General features: G+C 42.2%; 14 protein-coding genes. 7 read left to right on the top strand and 7 right to left on the bottom strand.

The window, feature by feature from the left end; translation table 11 throughout:
- Nucleotides 1-183: 183 nt before the first annotated feature.
- Nucleotides 184-828: a DUF3318 domain-containing protein gene (locus tag AC5590_RS05605; RefSeq protein WP_169153842.1), complete on the bottom strand. Its 645-nt coding sequence runs from the start codon at nucleotides 826-828 to the stop codon at nucleotides 184-186.
- Between the two features lie 75 nt (nucleotides 829-903).
- Nucleotides 904-1,461 carry a type III secretion system chaperone family protein gene (locus AC5590_RS05600; protein WP_169268309.1) on the bottom strand — a complete coding sequence of 186 codons (558 nt, stop codon included), beginning with the start codon at nucleotides 1,459-1,461 and terminating at the stop codon, nucleotides 904-906.
- A gap of 279 nt (nucleotides 1,462-1,740) precedes the next feature.
- On the opposite strand from AC5590_RS05600, the gene AC5590_RS05595 reads away from it, so the two are divergent.
- A complete protein-coding gene (locus AC5590_RS05595) occupies nucleotides 1,741-2,775 on the top strand; it encodes an alpha/beta hydrolase (protein WP_211178730.1) in 1,035 nt (344 codons plus the stop codon).
- 25 nt (nucleotides 2,776-2,800) lie between these two features.
- Here AC5590_RS05595 and AC5590_RS05590 read toward each other — a convergent pair whose 3' ends face one another.
- Nucleotides 2,801-3,955, bottom strand: a complete 1,155-nt coding sequence (locus tag AC5590_RS05590) for a hypothetical protein (protein ID WP_211178729.1) — start codon at nucleotides 3,953-3,955, stop codon at nucleotides 2,801-2,803.
- Nucleotides 3,956-3,970: 15 nt separating this feature from the next.
- The gene (locus tag AC5590_RS05585; protein ID WP_169268308.1) at nucleotides 3,971-4,222 is read right to left on the bottom strand and encodes a DUF5678 domain-containing protein; all 252 of its coding nucleotides are present in this window, start codon (nucleotides 4,220-4,222) and stop codon (nucleotides 3,971-3,973) included.
- 355 nt (nucleotides 4,223-4,577) lie between these two features.
- Here AC5590_RS05585 and AC5590_RS05580 point away from each other — a divergent pair, with 355 nt between their 5' ends.
- From AC5590_RS05580 to AC5590_RS05565, 4 genes are all read left to right on the top strand, one after another.
- On the top strand, nucleotides 4,578-4,796 hold the full coding sequence (locus AC5590_RS05580) for a LysM peptidoglycan-binding domain-containing protein (RefSeq protein WP_169268307.1): 219 nt from the start codon (nucleotides 4,578-4,580) through the stop codon (nucleotides 4,794-4,796).
- Between the two features lie 355 nt (nucleotides 4,797-5,151).
- A complete protein-coding gene (locus tag AC5590_RS05575; protein WP_169268310.1) occupies nucleotides 5,152-6,531 on the top strand; it encodes an IS4 family transposase in 1,380 nt (459 codons plus the stop codon).
- A gap of 370 nt (nucleotides 6,532-6,901) precedes the next feature.
- Nucleotides 6,902-7,333, top strand: a complete 432-nt coding sequence (locus AC5590_RS05570; protein ID WP_318562938.1) for a caspase family protein — start codon at nucleotides 6,902-6,904, stop codon at nucleotides 7,331-7,333.
- A gap of 146 nt (nucleotides 7,334-7,479) precedes the next feature.
- The gene (locus tag AC5590_RS05565; protein ID WP_348982767.1) at nucleotides 7,480-9,006 is read left to right on the top strand and encodes a formylglycine-generating enzyme family protein; all 1,527 of its coding nucleotides are present in this window, start codon (nucleotides 7,480-7,482) and stop codon (nucleotides 9,004-9,006) included.
- A gap of 197 nt (nucleotides 9,007-9,203) precedes the next feature.
- Here the strand turns inward: AC5590_RS05565 and AC5590_RS05560 are convergent, their stop codons facing one another.
- The 3 genes from AC5590_RS05560 to AC5590_RS05550 all read right to left on the bottom strand — a co-directional run bounded on the left by AC5590_RS05560 (nucleotide 9,204) and on the right by AC5590_RS05550 (nucleotide 11,545).
- The gene (locus AC5590_RS05560; RefSeq protein ID WP_169268306.1) at nucleotides 9,204-9,770 is read right to left on the bottom strand and encodes a Uma2 family endonuclease; all 567 of its coding nucleotides are present in this window, start codon (nucleotides 9,768-9,770) and stop codon (nucleotides 9,204-9,206) included.
- A gap of 4 nt (nucleotides 9,771-9,774) precedes the next feature.
- Nucleotides 9,775-10,362, bottom strand: a complete 588-nt coding sequence (locus AC5590_RS05555; RefSeq protein WP_169268305.1) for a Uma2 family endonuclease — start codon at nucleotides 10,360-10,362, stop codon at nucleotides 9,775-9,777.
- Between the two features lie 343 nt (nucleotides 10,363-10,705).
- Entirely contained in the window at nucleotides 10,706-11,545 is an 840-nt protein-coding gene (locus AC5590_RS05550; RefSeq protein ID WP_169268304.1) for a prephenate/arogenate dehydrogenase, read from the bottom strand.
- 365 nt (nucleotides 11,546-11,910) lie between these two features.
- On the opposite strand from AC5590_RS05550, the gene AC5590_RS05545 reads away from it, so the two are divergent.
- Nucleotides 11,911-12,504, top strand: a complete 594-nt coding sequence (locus AC5590_RS05545) for a DUF1517 domain-containing protein (RefSeq protein ID WP_169268303.1) — start codon at nucleotides 11,911-11,913, stop codon at nucleotides 12,502-12,504.
- 69 nt (nucleotides 12,505-12,573) lie between these two features.
- Nucleotides 12,574-13,461 carry a hypothetical protein gene (locus AC5590_RS05540; RefSeq protein ID WP_169268302.1) on the top strand — a complete coding sequence of 296 codons (888 nt, stop codon included), beginning with the start codon at nucleotides 12,574-12,576 and terminating at the stop codon, nucleotides 13,459-13,461.
- Nucleotides 13,462-13,740: the final 279 nt, after the last annotated feature.

Raw genomic sequence — 13,740 nt, 5'->3', positions numbered from 1 at the left:
CCGATAGGCGTAGCCGTGCCGCAGGCATAGGGGGCGCTACGCAAACGGAGAGGGTTTCCCGACAGAGGCATCTGGCGTTCGCCGTAAGGCGTGCGCTCTGCGCACACCCGAAGGGTTAACAAAAGAAACGAATCCGTATTTCTTTTTGATAACTGGTAACTGATAACTGATAACTGATGACTGTTAAATTTCGCCCTCATCGATATTCCTAGATTTTGATTTTGCCTTATTGGCACTACGCTTAAGGGCAGACAGCCGTGCTTCGTATCTAGAACGCAGGCGCTTGCTGGGTGTGGTGTCAATAAGGGTTTTCAAGGCGCTACCCAGACTTTTGTAGGCATTAGGGAGAGTGTAACCGAAGCGAGTTGCTAAGGCGATCGCTTTCTCGTCCGCATCAACTAATTCTTTGAATTGCTTTTCGCCACTATTCTTTTGATAAAGTCGCCAGCCGGAAACTCCGCACAAACCCAAAGCTAATACTAGCAACAATCCATCCTGTACCCACAACTCACCGACAGCGCCGCCCAAACCAATCGCCAACGCCGCCATTTCCCAACCATCTTTGGGAATAGTATCATTTTGAATGCGGGCTACTTCGTGCCAAAATAGTAAATTGCGCTGATCCATCGCCAGTGAATCCCATTTTGCCAAATCGATTTGAACTTCGACTTGGTCTTTGCCAATTTCTTCGCAGCGGATCATCGGTGGATTAACCTCAGTTGTACCTTCAACCGTGACCCAACTTTGCAATTCCGGTGGTAATAAGCCCTTTAACCGCCGTAGTTCACTCATTTCTGCTTTAGCAGAGGAGGTTACATAGGATGTCATAATATCCAGCCCTAGAAAACTTCAGTATATTGAGGGTATCACTTTGGAGTATAGCGATTTCACTGGCGATCCGACTCATTCGCTAGGAAAACTTCCTCGTTTTTTACGAGCTTCCATCGCCTTTTCTAAGAGATCTAGCAATCCAGGAGACTGTTCCTGAATGCTGAGTAGAATTCTCTCACCAAGTTCTACATTACCCGGGTCATGACCCGTTTCCATCACTGCCATCAGACGGGGTATGGCCACAGAATCTACAAGCTGAACTAACCCATGTAAACAACGGTTAAATTGTTTTTCTGTCAGAATCGAGTCTTCCAGGGGAAACTCAATTATCGCACGGATTTCCCCATCTGATGGATCATACTCCCATTGCAGCATTTTGGTTTCCCAGGAAATATACAGCATTGTTTGAAGAATAGCTGCTTTGTGAGGGTGATCGCTCACCCCTGATAACACTTGGGGGGCAAATAGCCGGAAATATTTTCCCTCCTCGTCCAGCTGGACAACAATCAGGAAATCTTCAACATTATCACTTTCTACACCTGTGATAATACGGCCTTCTTCTGGATCGATACGGTAGTCCCAACCAAGGTTGTCTAAATAATAAGCAATCTGTTGCAGATCAGCTGCCATAAAAGCCTCATATGTTTACAGAGTGGCTGTTATCAGACCTAGTTTAACGTGCTAGAGCTAACAGCATAGAATACCATTGCTACCTTCTTTTTTCTCGCCTTGTGTTCTCCACGTATAATAAACAAAGTAATGACAGTGACTTTTTAGACACAAAATGATGACTTTACAGTGTTACCATAGACGATTTAGTTTCTTTTTGAAAAGTTATAGGTCTGGTAGCATATTCAAGTGAACTGGAGTTTTTCCCGACAAAAATAATAACTTAAATCTGTATAAAACATGTCAAATATATCTGACTATTGCACAACAAAAGCAGGCATCTTTCAAGAAGTCAAATCAGTAGAGGAAACTCTACCAATAAGAAATGATGCTTGCCGCTCAAAAATTTTTCTCCATCCACGTGCTACTTCAAAAGTTTGCCTTTTTTTCCACGGATTTACTGCTGGCCCCTACCAGTTTGAACCAATAGGAAAAAAACTCTTTGATGCTGGTTACAATGTTTTAGTACCCTTACAACCAGGTCATGGAGTCGCTGGAGATTGGAATGGAGACAATCCCCCTCCTCTACCAATGGAACGCGAAATTTACCAAGAGTTTGCACTTTATTGGTTGAAGGTGGCACAAAATTTAGGAGAGCAAGTGATAGTCGGTGGAATATCCACAGGTGGAAATTTAGCAGCAACTTTAGCCTTGGAACATCCCCAATCAATTGAAAAAGCTTTGTTATTTGCTCCTTACATAAGTGGTAATAATGCAATCATAAATTTTGTTGTGGAAGTTCTCCCAGTTTATTATGAATGGCTGAATAAAGATAATACAGGTAATTTTGGCTATGAAGGCTTCCGCATTCCAGCACTGCGGATTTTTTTAGAAATGGGCCAAGAAATTATTGATAGAGTCAAAACGAATTTAGCAGTGCCGATGTTCATTATTTCTAGTGAAAACGATCCAGCTATCAATCACTGTGAATTGCAATGTTTTTCTAAAGCGACAATTGAACAACAGCCAAAATCTTGGTATTACAGCTTTGATAAAATGTTTGAAATTCCCCACACAATGATGACAAAAACTGAGGGAAATCAATATCAAGAACTACTAATGACTATGGCGAAAGCTTATCTTGAAAGTGAGGTGACTTGGTCTGAAGTTATGGAAATTGGTTATCAAATACTGCAAGGAAAAACTTTTGAGATTGCGACTCAACAGCTAAACTTAACAGAAAGAATTTCCCCAGATTTATCGGTTCTGTTGGCAGTGATGGATAAAAAAATAATTATTGATTATTCAAAAGAGAAAAAATCAGCCTGTTCTTAAAAATAAGTCTTGTCAAATGTTCAATTTATTGGGCAGATATTTTAATTGACTTGAGAATGCCACTCTCTACTTGATTAATCGCTACCATGATGCCATTTTCCGGGTTTTCTAGTAGAGAAAATTTGACTTGTTTCAAATAATCGTAAATAGCTTCTCGTAATCTTGGTTTTTCAACCGCCACCGTATGATTATAATCCCAAACATCCCAAATGATGATACCTATACCTACAATTGGGTCTAATAACTGTGCTCCAATTTTTCCAGCCACGACACCACCAGTCTTTGCTGCCATTTTTGCACCAGCTTTACCCGCAAAAGATACAGCAATTTTACTTCCTACCTTTGTCACTGTTGGAATCATTGCTTTCGCAAGTAGGTAAGTACTTCCACCAGTCAAAACCTTCAATGATAAATTAGAAAGATTTCCTTCCATATCATTGATAGTCACTGCAATATCACCAAGATAACGCTCCCAGTCTCCCTGAGGAATATTGTAACTGCTCTGGATATTAGAAATATTTTGACTCAATTCTGCAAGATACAAATTTATACTATCTGTTGTAATTTTCTCCAATTCAAGCTGTGCAATTTTTGGTCTCAGGACACGCTTAGCAAATTCTATTTGAAAATCTTCAGTCAATTTTTCGGCTACTGCTTGTCCTGGAGATGGTTTGTTTTTATTCGTAAAATGAGTAACGGTTGAATATAACCATGTAAAAGGAGTACTCAACTCCATCTTCTTTTGATTAAAGTAATTAAAATACCAACTGAGGAAGCTTTCATCAACACGAGTCATCAATTCATCAACCCAATTATCTAATTGTTCTGAAGCAAAACTCTCTGCTTGAGAATGTGCATTCTCAAGCGCAGTAACGACTGCTTGATCGATATCTTTGGGTATTTGTGGGACGACTACATGAACTTCTTGACTAGGACTCTTACCTGAATCTCCTAGTTTAGCAGGAGATGAATTTGTTATTAAAGCTTTGCCTAGTAAGGGAATAATCACAATGATAATGACAACAGCCCATATAAAAGGAGTTATTGACTTAATAAAGTTACTCCAAGCTGTAATGCGTTGTGTCTTTTCTTGAAAAGAAGCTTTTTCTTCTATTTTCTGTGATGTTGTTGGTTCTTGAGTAGAAGTAGATTTTAAATCCTGTTGTTGCTCATCTGTCATAATCTTAAAACACGTTCAAACGTTACGAAAGCGAATTGGCAAAATTTGGATAGAAGCAGTACGGCGGAGAACTAAGTAAATCGCAAAGAGTTGCTTTGAAGCCTCTGCTAACTCTAACACTTCACGTAAGTTTTCACTGTGAGCAATTAAGCCATTAGCGTTGTAAGCAACATATTGATTTCGATATAAATCCAATAACATCTGGCGGTTGTGGTTTAGCCACTTCAGCATCTCGCGGCTTTCATTTTGAGATGGTGCTTGACTCATATATATTGCAATTTATAAACTAAGTAATAAATTAAGTAATAAATTAAGTAATAAAAAATTCAGGTTTTTTTAAACAGCTTTTCTGTTTACCTCTTATTGTAAGCATCATGGGCAGGACAAGGGTGCAAAACAATTTTTGGTTTCAATACTACCGACTCCTTGGGTCAGAGCATAAGGCGCTTGGAAGTCATGAGTGTAAATACTTGTCTTCCTTGAATTCTGTGCCAACCACCATGACACAATTCTTTAAGAGTGCGTAAGTTTAGACCACTTACAATTATATAGAGTTAGAAGAAAGGTTATGAAGTTATTTCCTTCTATTTACTACACTTATAACTAATTAAACGAAAACGTTATGTTTTACACCGTAGAAGATAGTGATACGCTACCGAAGATTGCTGAAAAATTTTATGGCGATCGCATTCATTGGCAAATCATTTACGATGCTAATCCAGATGTCATTGTACTTGTACCTGGAGTAGAACTTTTCATTCCCCTTGACTCATATTCCGAATTCCAAAGCGAATGTGAAATCATTGTTCTTTACGATAACAATGGAAGCCATATGCTTTGATCATTACCTAATGGTAAGGGCACAGCACTGCTCATACGTGTCAACTTAACGTTTAAGCCTTAATTCCACGTTGATTCGACCTCACCCCGGTTTTGTCTTGCGCCAAAACCTCCCCTCTCCTTTAAGGCTATCCATTACCCGGATCTTTCTTAACAATCCCACAACTATTACAGGGATTGAGTTTTATAAATAGACAAGCATATGTGAACTTGACAAAGGGAGACTTATTGTGGTGCCGATTAGCCGGATATTTCTTAACAAAAATACAGATGACTTAAAAATAAGCCAAGGCATTGCTCGGTATAGTTTTGAGGGAATGAATGGAGCAGGCGATCGCTAATTCTAGGGGTGAATGATGGAAAAATGGGCTTCATTGGAACTGCAACACGTGCAACTTGGAGACTCGCGGCGCAAAAAGCGCTTAGTAAAAATAGTTGAAGACCTGGCGTCACAACCAGGAGAGAGTGTGCCGCAAGCATCGGGGAATGTAGCAGCAACAACAGCGGTGTATGATTTTTGGAACTCACGCTATTTTCACCCGCAAGATATCCGCATAGCCCATAGAGTAAGCACGATAGAAACAATTAAGCAACATAATACTGTCTTAGCGATTCAAGACACCACAGACTTAGATTTCACTGCTCATCCAGCTACCATTGGTCTAGGTCCAACAGATCATTCATCACTTCTGGGTTTAAAAGTGCATTCAACTTTTGTAACTAGTACACAGGGAGTACCATTAGGAGTGATTGACCAACAAGTATGGGCAAGAGAAAAAGAAACTATTGGCATAGCCAAACAGCGTCGGCAACGTGAAACGAAAGACAAAGAGAGTCAACGCTGGTTAGATGCCGCCACAGTCACACAACAGGTGATACCACAAGACATTCAAGTAGTCACCATTACCGACCGGGAAGGAGACATCTACGATTTGTTTGCTATGCCGCGAACAGAAAATTCGGATTTTTTGATTCGTGCCACTCATAACCGACGAGTTGACCATGAAACCAAATACTTACATCAAGCCATCCACAGTATGCAACCGTGTGGCACAATCACAATAGAATTACAGCGTCATCCAGAACGTGAAACCCGAAAAGCAACGCTGACACTACGCTTTATCACATTAGAGATTCAAGTGCCACTGCATCATCTCAAACGTTCAGAACTGAAACCTATAGGTTTGCAGGTAGTCTTGGCAGAAGAAGAAAACCCACCACAAGGAGTTACGCCTATCAGTTGGTTATTACTGACCACAATAGAAGTAGCTGGCTTTGATGATGCAGTGCGCTGTGTACGTTGGTACACTTATCGCTGGTTGATTGAACGTTATCACTATACCCTTAAAAGCGGCTGCGGGATTGAAAAACTCCAACTCGAAACAGCCCGTCGCATTGAAATGGCCTTGGCTACTTATTCCATTGTCGCTTGGCGTTTGTTGTGGTTAACTTATGAGGCTCGGATGAATCCAAACCAGTCGTGTGAGATAGTTTTGCAATCAGATGAATGGCAGTCTCTTTGTGCCACGATTGACAGAACACCACATCCTCCACAAACGCCGCCATCTTTACGAGAAGCTGTGCGAATGATCGCAACTCTCGGTGGCTTTTTAGGACGTATTGGTGATGGTGAGCCGGGAGTTAAGACAATTTGGCGGGGAATGCGGCGATTACACGATATCGCTACTACCTGGAAATTGCTTCACTCCAATTGTCAAAATTTCCTCTTTTGTTAACGTTCGCGCAGCGTGCGCCTTCGCGCGATCGCCTGCTGTCATCTTCTTCCTCTTCCTCACAACAAGTGTCATTTTGTCAAGTTCACCTATGCTTGTCTATTTCTAAAACTCCATCCCTGTAGTAGTTGTGGGATTGTTAAGAAAGATCCGGGTAATGGATAGCCTTACTAAGGAGAGGGGAGACTTTAACGATAGTTAAAGGCGGGGTGAGGTCAAACGAGTGATTTGTATGTTATTTCATCGATGATCATAAATAAAAAGTCGAAGCAATAGTAAGGCACTCAAACGAAAACTTACTTAACAGTCACAATAGAATTGGTAGTAACAGTCGAGACAACGCAGAAATTTGTGGGGACGTAGGTAGGCAAAGATGGGGAAGCTAGCATTGCTGATAGGGGTGAGCGAGTATCAACCCGGACTAAATCCGTTACCGGGTGCGGTGAAAGATGTTGATGCAATGCGACGAGTACTGATACACCCAGAAATAGGAAATTTTGCTGAGGTAGATATTACAGTCCTGAAAAATCCCCAAGGTCAGGAAATGCAATATGCTATTGAGAATCTGTTTGCCGATCGCCAGAAAGAAGACTTGTTATTATTTTATTTTTCTGGTCACGGGATTAAAGATGAGTACGGCAAGCTTTACCTCTCAACTTCTACCACTCGTAAACAGAATAACAGGTTGTTCAAGGCTTCAGCAGTAGCAGCGAGTGTTCTGCACGAAAATATGAATGAGAGCCGTTCCCAAAGACAGGTGATTATTTTAGACGTTGCTTTAGCGGGGCGATCGCCAAAGGACTAACGGTCAAAGATGATGGTAGTGTAAATTTACAGGAACAGCTAGGCGGTAAAGGACGGGCAATCCTCACCTCTTCGACATCCACCCAATACTCATTTGAACAAGAAGGTTCAGACCTCTCCATATACACCCGCTACTTGGTCGAAGGTATGGAAAAAGGTGCAGCGGATCGCGATGGCGATGGTTGGATTTCGATTGATGAACTGCACGAGTATGCTAGCAGCAAGGTAAAAGAAGCAGCACCAGCAATGACTCCCAAGTTTTACCCAATTGAGGAAGGTCATAAAATTTTGCTGGCAAAATCACCAAAGGATGATCCTAAGGTGAAATATCGTAAGGAAGTAGAAATTCGGGCTAAGGAAGGTCACGAGTTTTCTGTCTTTGCTCGTAGAATTTTAGACGGAAAGCGGGATGAGTGGGGATTAACTCCAGCAGAAGCAGCTGCAATTGAAGAAGAAGTTTTGCAACCTTATCGGGAGTATGAACGTAAGCGCGATGAATATGAGCAAGCATTGATTCAGGCAATTGATCAAGAATATCCCTTTAGCCAGACAACTCAAAAAGATTTCAAAGAATATCAGCAGTATCTGGGACTGCGCGATGAAGATATCGCCTCAATTGAACAACGGATCATTACTCCGAAACAAGCAGAATATGAACATAACCGACAAGAAGCAGAGAGGTTACAGCAAGAGCAAGAAAGAACTCAGCAACAAAAGCAGCTAGCAGAATTACGAAAACGACCTGAAACTCAATCATCACCAGTTTCTCAGCCAAAATCTCCCTCAGTTATTCAAACTAATATTCAAACTCAGCAGTTTGAGTTCGAGTATGCCACAATCATCCTCAAATCAAGTTTAGACAGAGGAAAAACCTACGAAATCAACCGTCATCGGGGTCAAGCAGAATTTTTCACAGAAGACTTGGGCAATGATGCCTTGCTGGAGATGGTGGCAATTCCTGGCGGTCAGTTTTTGATGGGTTCTCCAGAGAATGAGCTAGAACGCCTTGCTAGTGAAAGTCCACAGCACACTGTCACCATTCAACCTTTCCATATGAGTAAGTTTCCAGTGAAGCAAGCTCAATGGAAAGCCGTTGCCGGTCTTGCTAAGGTCAACATAGATTTAGATCCAGATCCATCCTTCTTTAAAGGAGCTAATCGATCTGTTGAGAGTGTGTCATGGGACGATGCAATTGAATTTTGCAATCGCTTGTCTCACAAAACTGGAAAGCCCTATCGTCTCCCCAGTGAAGCAGAATGGGAATATGCTTGTCGCGCGGGAACAACTACCCCTTTCCACTTTGGCGAAACTATTACCACAGATTTAGCAAACTACAACGGCAACTACACTTATGGTTCTGGACCAAAGGGTGAATATCGTCAGCAAACAACAGAGGTAGGAAAATTTCCATCAAATGCTTTTGGTTTGTATGATATGCATGGTAATATATGGGAGTGGTGCCAAGATGCCTGGCATGGTAGCTACGAAGGAGCACCGGCTGATGGTAGCTCTTGGATGAGTAATAATGATAATGATTCTCGTCTGGTGCGTGCGGGTTCCTGGTTCTACGAGCCGGGGGTCTGTCGCTCGGCGTTCCGCAACAGCAACGTCCATGCTCACTCGTTGCCCGACGTGGGTTTTAGGGTTGTGGTCGCGCGGCTCAGCACTTCTTAGCCCTTTACACTCTTAGCCCTTTTGCACTTTGCGCTTTATTCTTTTCTCTTCACTTTTGAGCGCGAAGCGCGAGCAATTTTTTTTAGATTTTTTGGATAATTTAGAATCAGTAAGCTTCATACCATATGATGTCTGGATAAAAAGTTATAAAAGACGAAGAACCTTACTCGCCTCCAGTACCCTCTGTGCTGCTTGTACTATTTACTAATAGGACGCAACATTTCCCGAACTGCAATCACGCACTCAGGAAACGCTAGCGGTGAAATTGTCACATCTTCTGTAAGGATTGCTTCACTTTGATAACCATTTTGACTCGGTAAGCGATATACGTGCAGCTTGCGTGCATTTACATCTAAAACCCAATAATCTACGATACCAGATCGGGCATAAGCAGGAGCTTTGACCTCTCGGTCATATTTGAAACTGCTATCGGCTATCTCAATCATCAGAAAGACTTCAGACGCAGTTGGATGATGGTCATCATAATCTAGCGGATTGGGCATAACCACCGCAATATCTGGTTCTGGTTCTGAGTAATCATCAAGTTGAACAGGTGACTGAAGCCTTAGCAAAACTTGTTCACCCAAACGTTGGCGAAATAATCTCTCTGTTCTAGTAATTGCTGATTCATGAGCAGTTCCTTTCGCTGAGATTCGGATGATTTGTCCTGCAATCAACTCAACTCGTTCCTCTGGATGAAAAATTCCAATTTCCGCCATGCGATGATATTCTTGAACGCTTAAAAGGCGAATAGCAGGAACCATGCTACTATTCCTCGCTCAACTCAAAATTCACCCGAGCATAAATATCAGTATAGCTAATTTGAAAATCTATAGAATTTAGGACTAAAACGGCATCTTCCCCTTCATGCTCTTTAAAAGTCCATTCTCCTTGTGCTTTTTTCACATATTGTTCCACAGAAAAACTATACTGGTCAATCATAATATATTCTTGAAATTCAGCAATGGAACGATAATATTTAAACTTGTCTGTTTTGTCATAATTTTTAGTTGAATTTGATAAAACTTCAACAATTAACAAGGGATTAGTAATAGTCGTCATATTCGTTCCTTCGTATATAGGTTCACCTTTGACAACCATCACATCAGGATAAGTGTAGAGACGGTAACGAGGTATCCATACCTTTACATCAGTCATATATATTTCATAAGCTTGTCCTTGTACTGTTAAAGGGAATTTTCTACAAAAATTTCCAGCTATTTTATTATGGTTAGTTGTTCCCCCTGGGATTGGGATAATTTCTCCATCTCTATATTCACTTCTGTATTCGACTCGCTCTTCTAATTCCAGATATTCTTGTGGGGTGTAATGGCGCTTTTGTGTTTGTAATACCATATTCAGTCTCTCAATTAAAAATAACTATACTCAGAACTTGAACCTTCCCCTAAGTACGCCTTGAACTTTAGTTCAAGGCTCATAATCAAAGTCCGTTAAAACGGACTGGAATGTATATTGAGTAAGCTTTAGCTTACTTGAGCTTTGAGCCAACAAATTTATTTCTTGGCGGACGGAAAAGCTGGTGCAAGATCTTAGTATAGTGTTTTAACACAAAGAACTCAGGAGTCAGGAGCCAGAATTCAGTATGAATTCTATGCGACTTCTAATGAGTATTTTTTTTATTGCGAGCGTAAGTGATTCTGACTCCTGAATCAGGACTTGCTGAATTCTTTTTTAAATCTTACTCAACAAACTTCGGTCTTGCCTTTTGAGTAGACTGTATGTGTTGTTCTAAAGCTACCCAATCTTCCTGCTCAACGAGATAAATCAATTCATCTAGATTGTGACGATATTGCTGGAGTGAATTGAGCAAGCAGGCACGATTGTACCGCGCCATCATCAGCCCTAACTCTGGATTACCGCCACCAACACGACTTGTATCTTTAAAACCAGAACTAGCAAACTTCTGGGCTAATTCCAGCACATTCGTGTCGGTTTCACTCATACAAGCTGCAATCAACGAGGAACTAACCATCACGGGCAAATGGGAAATCCAGCTGACTGCTCGGTCGTGCTCTTCTGGAGAACAATGATAGAGAGTCGCTCCAAGTTCATGTACAATTTTTTCTACGATTGTGATTGCATGTGGTGGTGTTGTTTGTGTTGGTGTCAGGACATAAGGTTTTTTTTCAAATAAATTGGGGATAGCTGCTTCTATACCACTATCGGTTCTTCCCGCCATTGGGTGTCCACCGATAAAATTCTCCCACAGGGGAGCTATTGCTTGAACTATCGGTGTTTTAACTGAACCGACATCAGTGACAATTGTATGAGAAGCCAGATGGGGGATGAGCTGCTCTAATGTGGGAACAATAAGCCCTATGGGTGTACAGATAAATACCACTTCGGCTTTTGCTAGCAGGCTGATGTCAACTGACGCTTCATCTGTGCTACCAAGGGCTACTGCTCGCTTACAGGTTGATTCTCGTCGGCTAACGCCTAAAACATGATGTCCTTGCGATCGCAAATCTAAACCTAAGCACCCACCTATCAGTCCAAGTCCTAAAATACCAATATTCATCTATTTGTCATTTTGAGATTTTATATCATGTATATTTTGCACCTTGGTGATCAAAAACTATAAATCTGGAGCTTTCAAACATTCAACAGTGAACAGTCAACAGTAAACAGTGAGTCCAGTGCGCATTATGAGGGTTTCCCGACCTACTAGGCATCTAGTGAGTCCAGCGCTGCGGGAGGGTTTCCCGACAGCCAGGCGACGGGCGTTCCCGAAGGGCGAAGCCGCCGATGGCCGTAAGGCGTGGCGTTAGCCATAGGGTGAAAACTGGTAACTGATAACTGATAACTGATAAGGATTACATTATATAAGTCATGAGTGAGCGGTTAGTGATTAACAGCTAACAACATTCAAAAGGAGGAAGAAACATGCGTAGTACCTTTAATAAGATGATAGGTAAGACCCGTTATGTGGTCTCTCGTATCATGCTAAATTTGAGTGGGTCTGAGGTAGCACCTATTTTAGGAGTTTTAAATCGTGCTGGCAGGGAAGCTATAGATGCCGATGGTGACATAGAAATTTTGGGAGAAGAATTGGTAGAAATCTGCCAAACCCTACTGCAATACGATGAATATTGGCTTTCTGCGGCTAATGAAGGCGACGTATTTTGGAGTGAAGGAGAGGCGGGAGACTATGTGAATGAATTATTTACAGACTCCGCTCAACGTTACCTCAGTGAACCAGATTTTAGTTCTGACTCGGGAAGAGATGAACCTTTATCTCTTCCTGTAACGCGCAATGTCGTGATTATGATCACAATCGCTTGTGAAGGAGAAGTCCCAGATCTAGAGACTGACTTGGCTAATATTACGGCACTTAAGGAAGGCTTTAAGGCTCTAATAAACTTACACTACAAACATAAATTACGGGCAATTCAGGTGCATTTTTCACCAGCTCGATTGGGTGATGAACTCACCAACGACCAGCTATTGCAATATTTCCCGGAATTAATTCCTTTGTAATTGGTTGGGTTGTCCGTACCAACCACCCTAGTAAGAAATTGTTAAGCTCGGAGATAGGATGAGAGTCAAATGTTCATGACAATCGTGCGTAAATTAACAGCGGTTTTTTTGGCCTTGAGTTTGTGTGTAACAACTGTCGCCTGCGGTGGCGGGGGGTCAGATAAAGCTACACCTCAAGCAAGCAGTACAACTCAAACGACGACAGCAACCACCAAACTGAATGATGGTCAGTATCCAGTACAGCAAGCTAACTATAACGATGCTGACGGGGAGTATACGTTGCTTTTACTCAACGCTACGCCCCCAAGTTTTAAAAGCCAAAATTTACAAATGGCGCGGCTGACGGATGATGAAATCAAGCAAGGAAAGAAAAGTTATCTAAAAGTAGAGAATGGACAGCCAGCTTTATATTTAACAGAAGACTTCAAAATTGATTACGTCCACAACGTTACTGAGACGAAAACCAATCCCCAAACCGGACAACAGGAAACAGTAGTCGTCCGTCAACAAAATAGCTTCTGGGCACCCTTTGCCGGATCTGTTGCTGGTTCTATAGCCGGACAGGCTATTGGTAGTATGTTGTTTAGACCTCAACATTATGTACCGCCTGTATATCAGCCTGGTGGAGTCCTGACTGGCTATGGTGGTTATGGTAGTACCTATGGCGATGCGGTTAGTAGTTATCGCAGCCGCTATAATGCAGCGCCAGCAGTAGAGAGAAACCGTACTTCTTTCCGTAGCACAGGCACAATTAGAAGATCATATCCTGGTAATTCTTCAACCGTACGACAGACTACTCCAAATACGGGCAGTCGTTCGACTGGTTCCGGCTTTGGTGGAAGTACCCTAAGACCTTCTGGTAATTCTAATGTCAGACGCAGTCCTAGCGGTAGTAGTTTTGGTAGCGGTGGTCGTTCGCGAGTCCCCCGTTCAAGTGGTTTTGGTAGAAGGCGGTAGATAAGTCCGCAGTCAATACTGTTCGGTTAACGTTTTAATATTTTGAAGATCCCCGGAAGATCCCCCCAACCCACGCCAGGTGCTAACTCCTGCGGAGACGCTGCGCGTTCGCGTAGCCTGCGCCTTGCGCTTACAAGTCGGCAGAGCCGGACGCCAGATACCTACGGAGGGAGACCCTCTCCGAAGTTGCCACAACGCGGGGAACCCGACGCCAGATACCTACGGAGGGAAACCCTCCTGCAGTACTGGCTCCGCAAGGCACTTCTCTGTGCAGCACTG

It is taken from the genome of Brasilonema octagenarum UFV-OR1 (assembly GCF_963888615.1).
Taxonomy (GTDB): Bacteria; Cyanobacteriota; Cyanobacteriia; order Cyanobacteriales; family Nostocaceae; genus Brasilonema; species Brasilonema sennae.
Note: the sequence above shows the minus strand (reverse complement) of the source record. Positions and strands in the feature narration are given on the sequence as shown.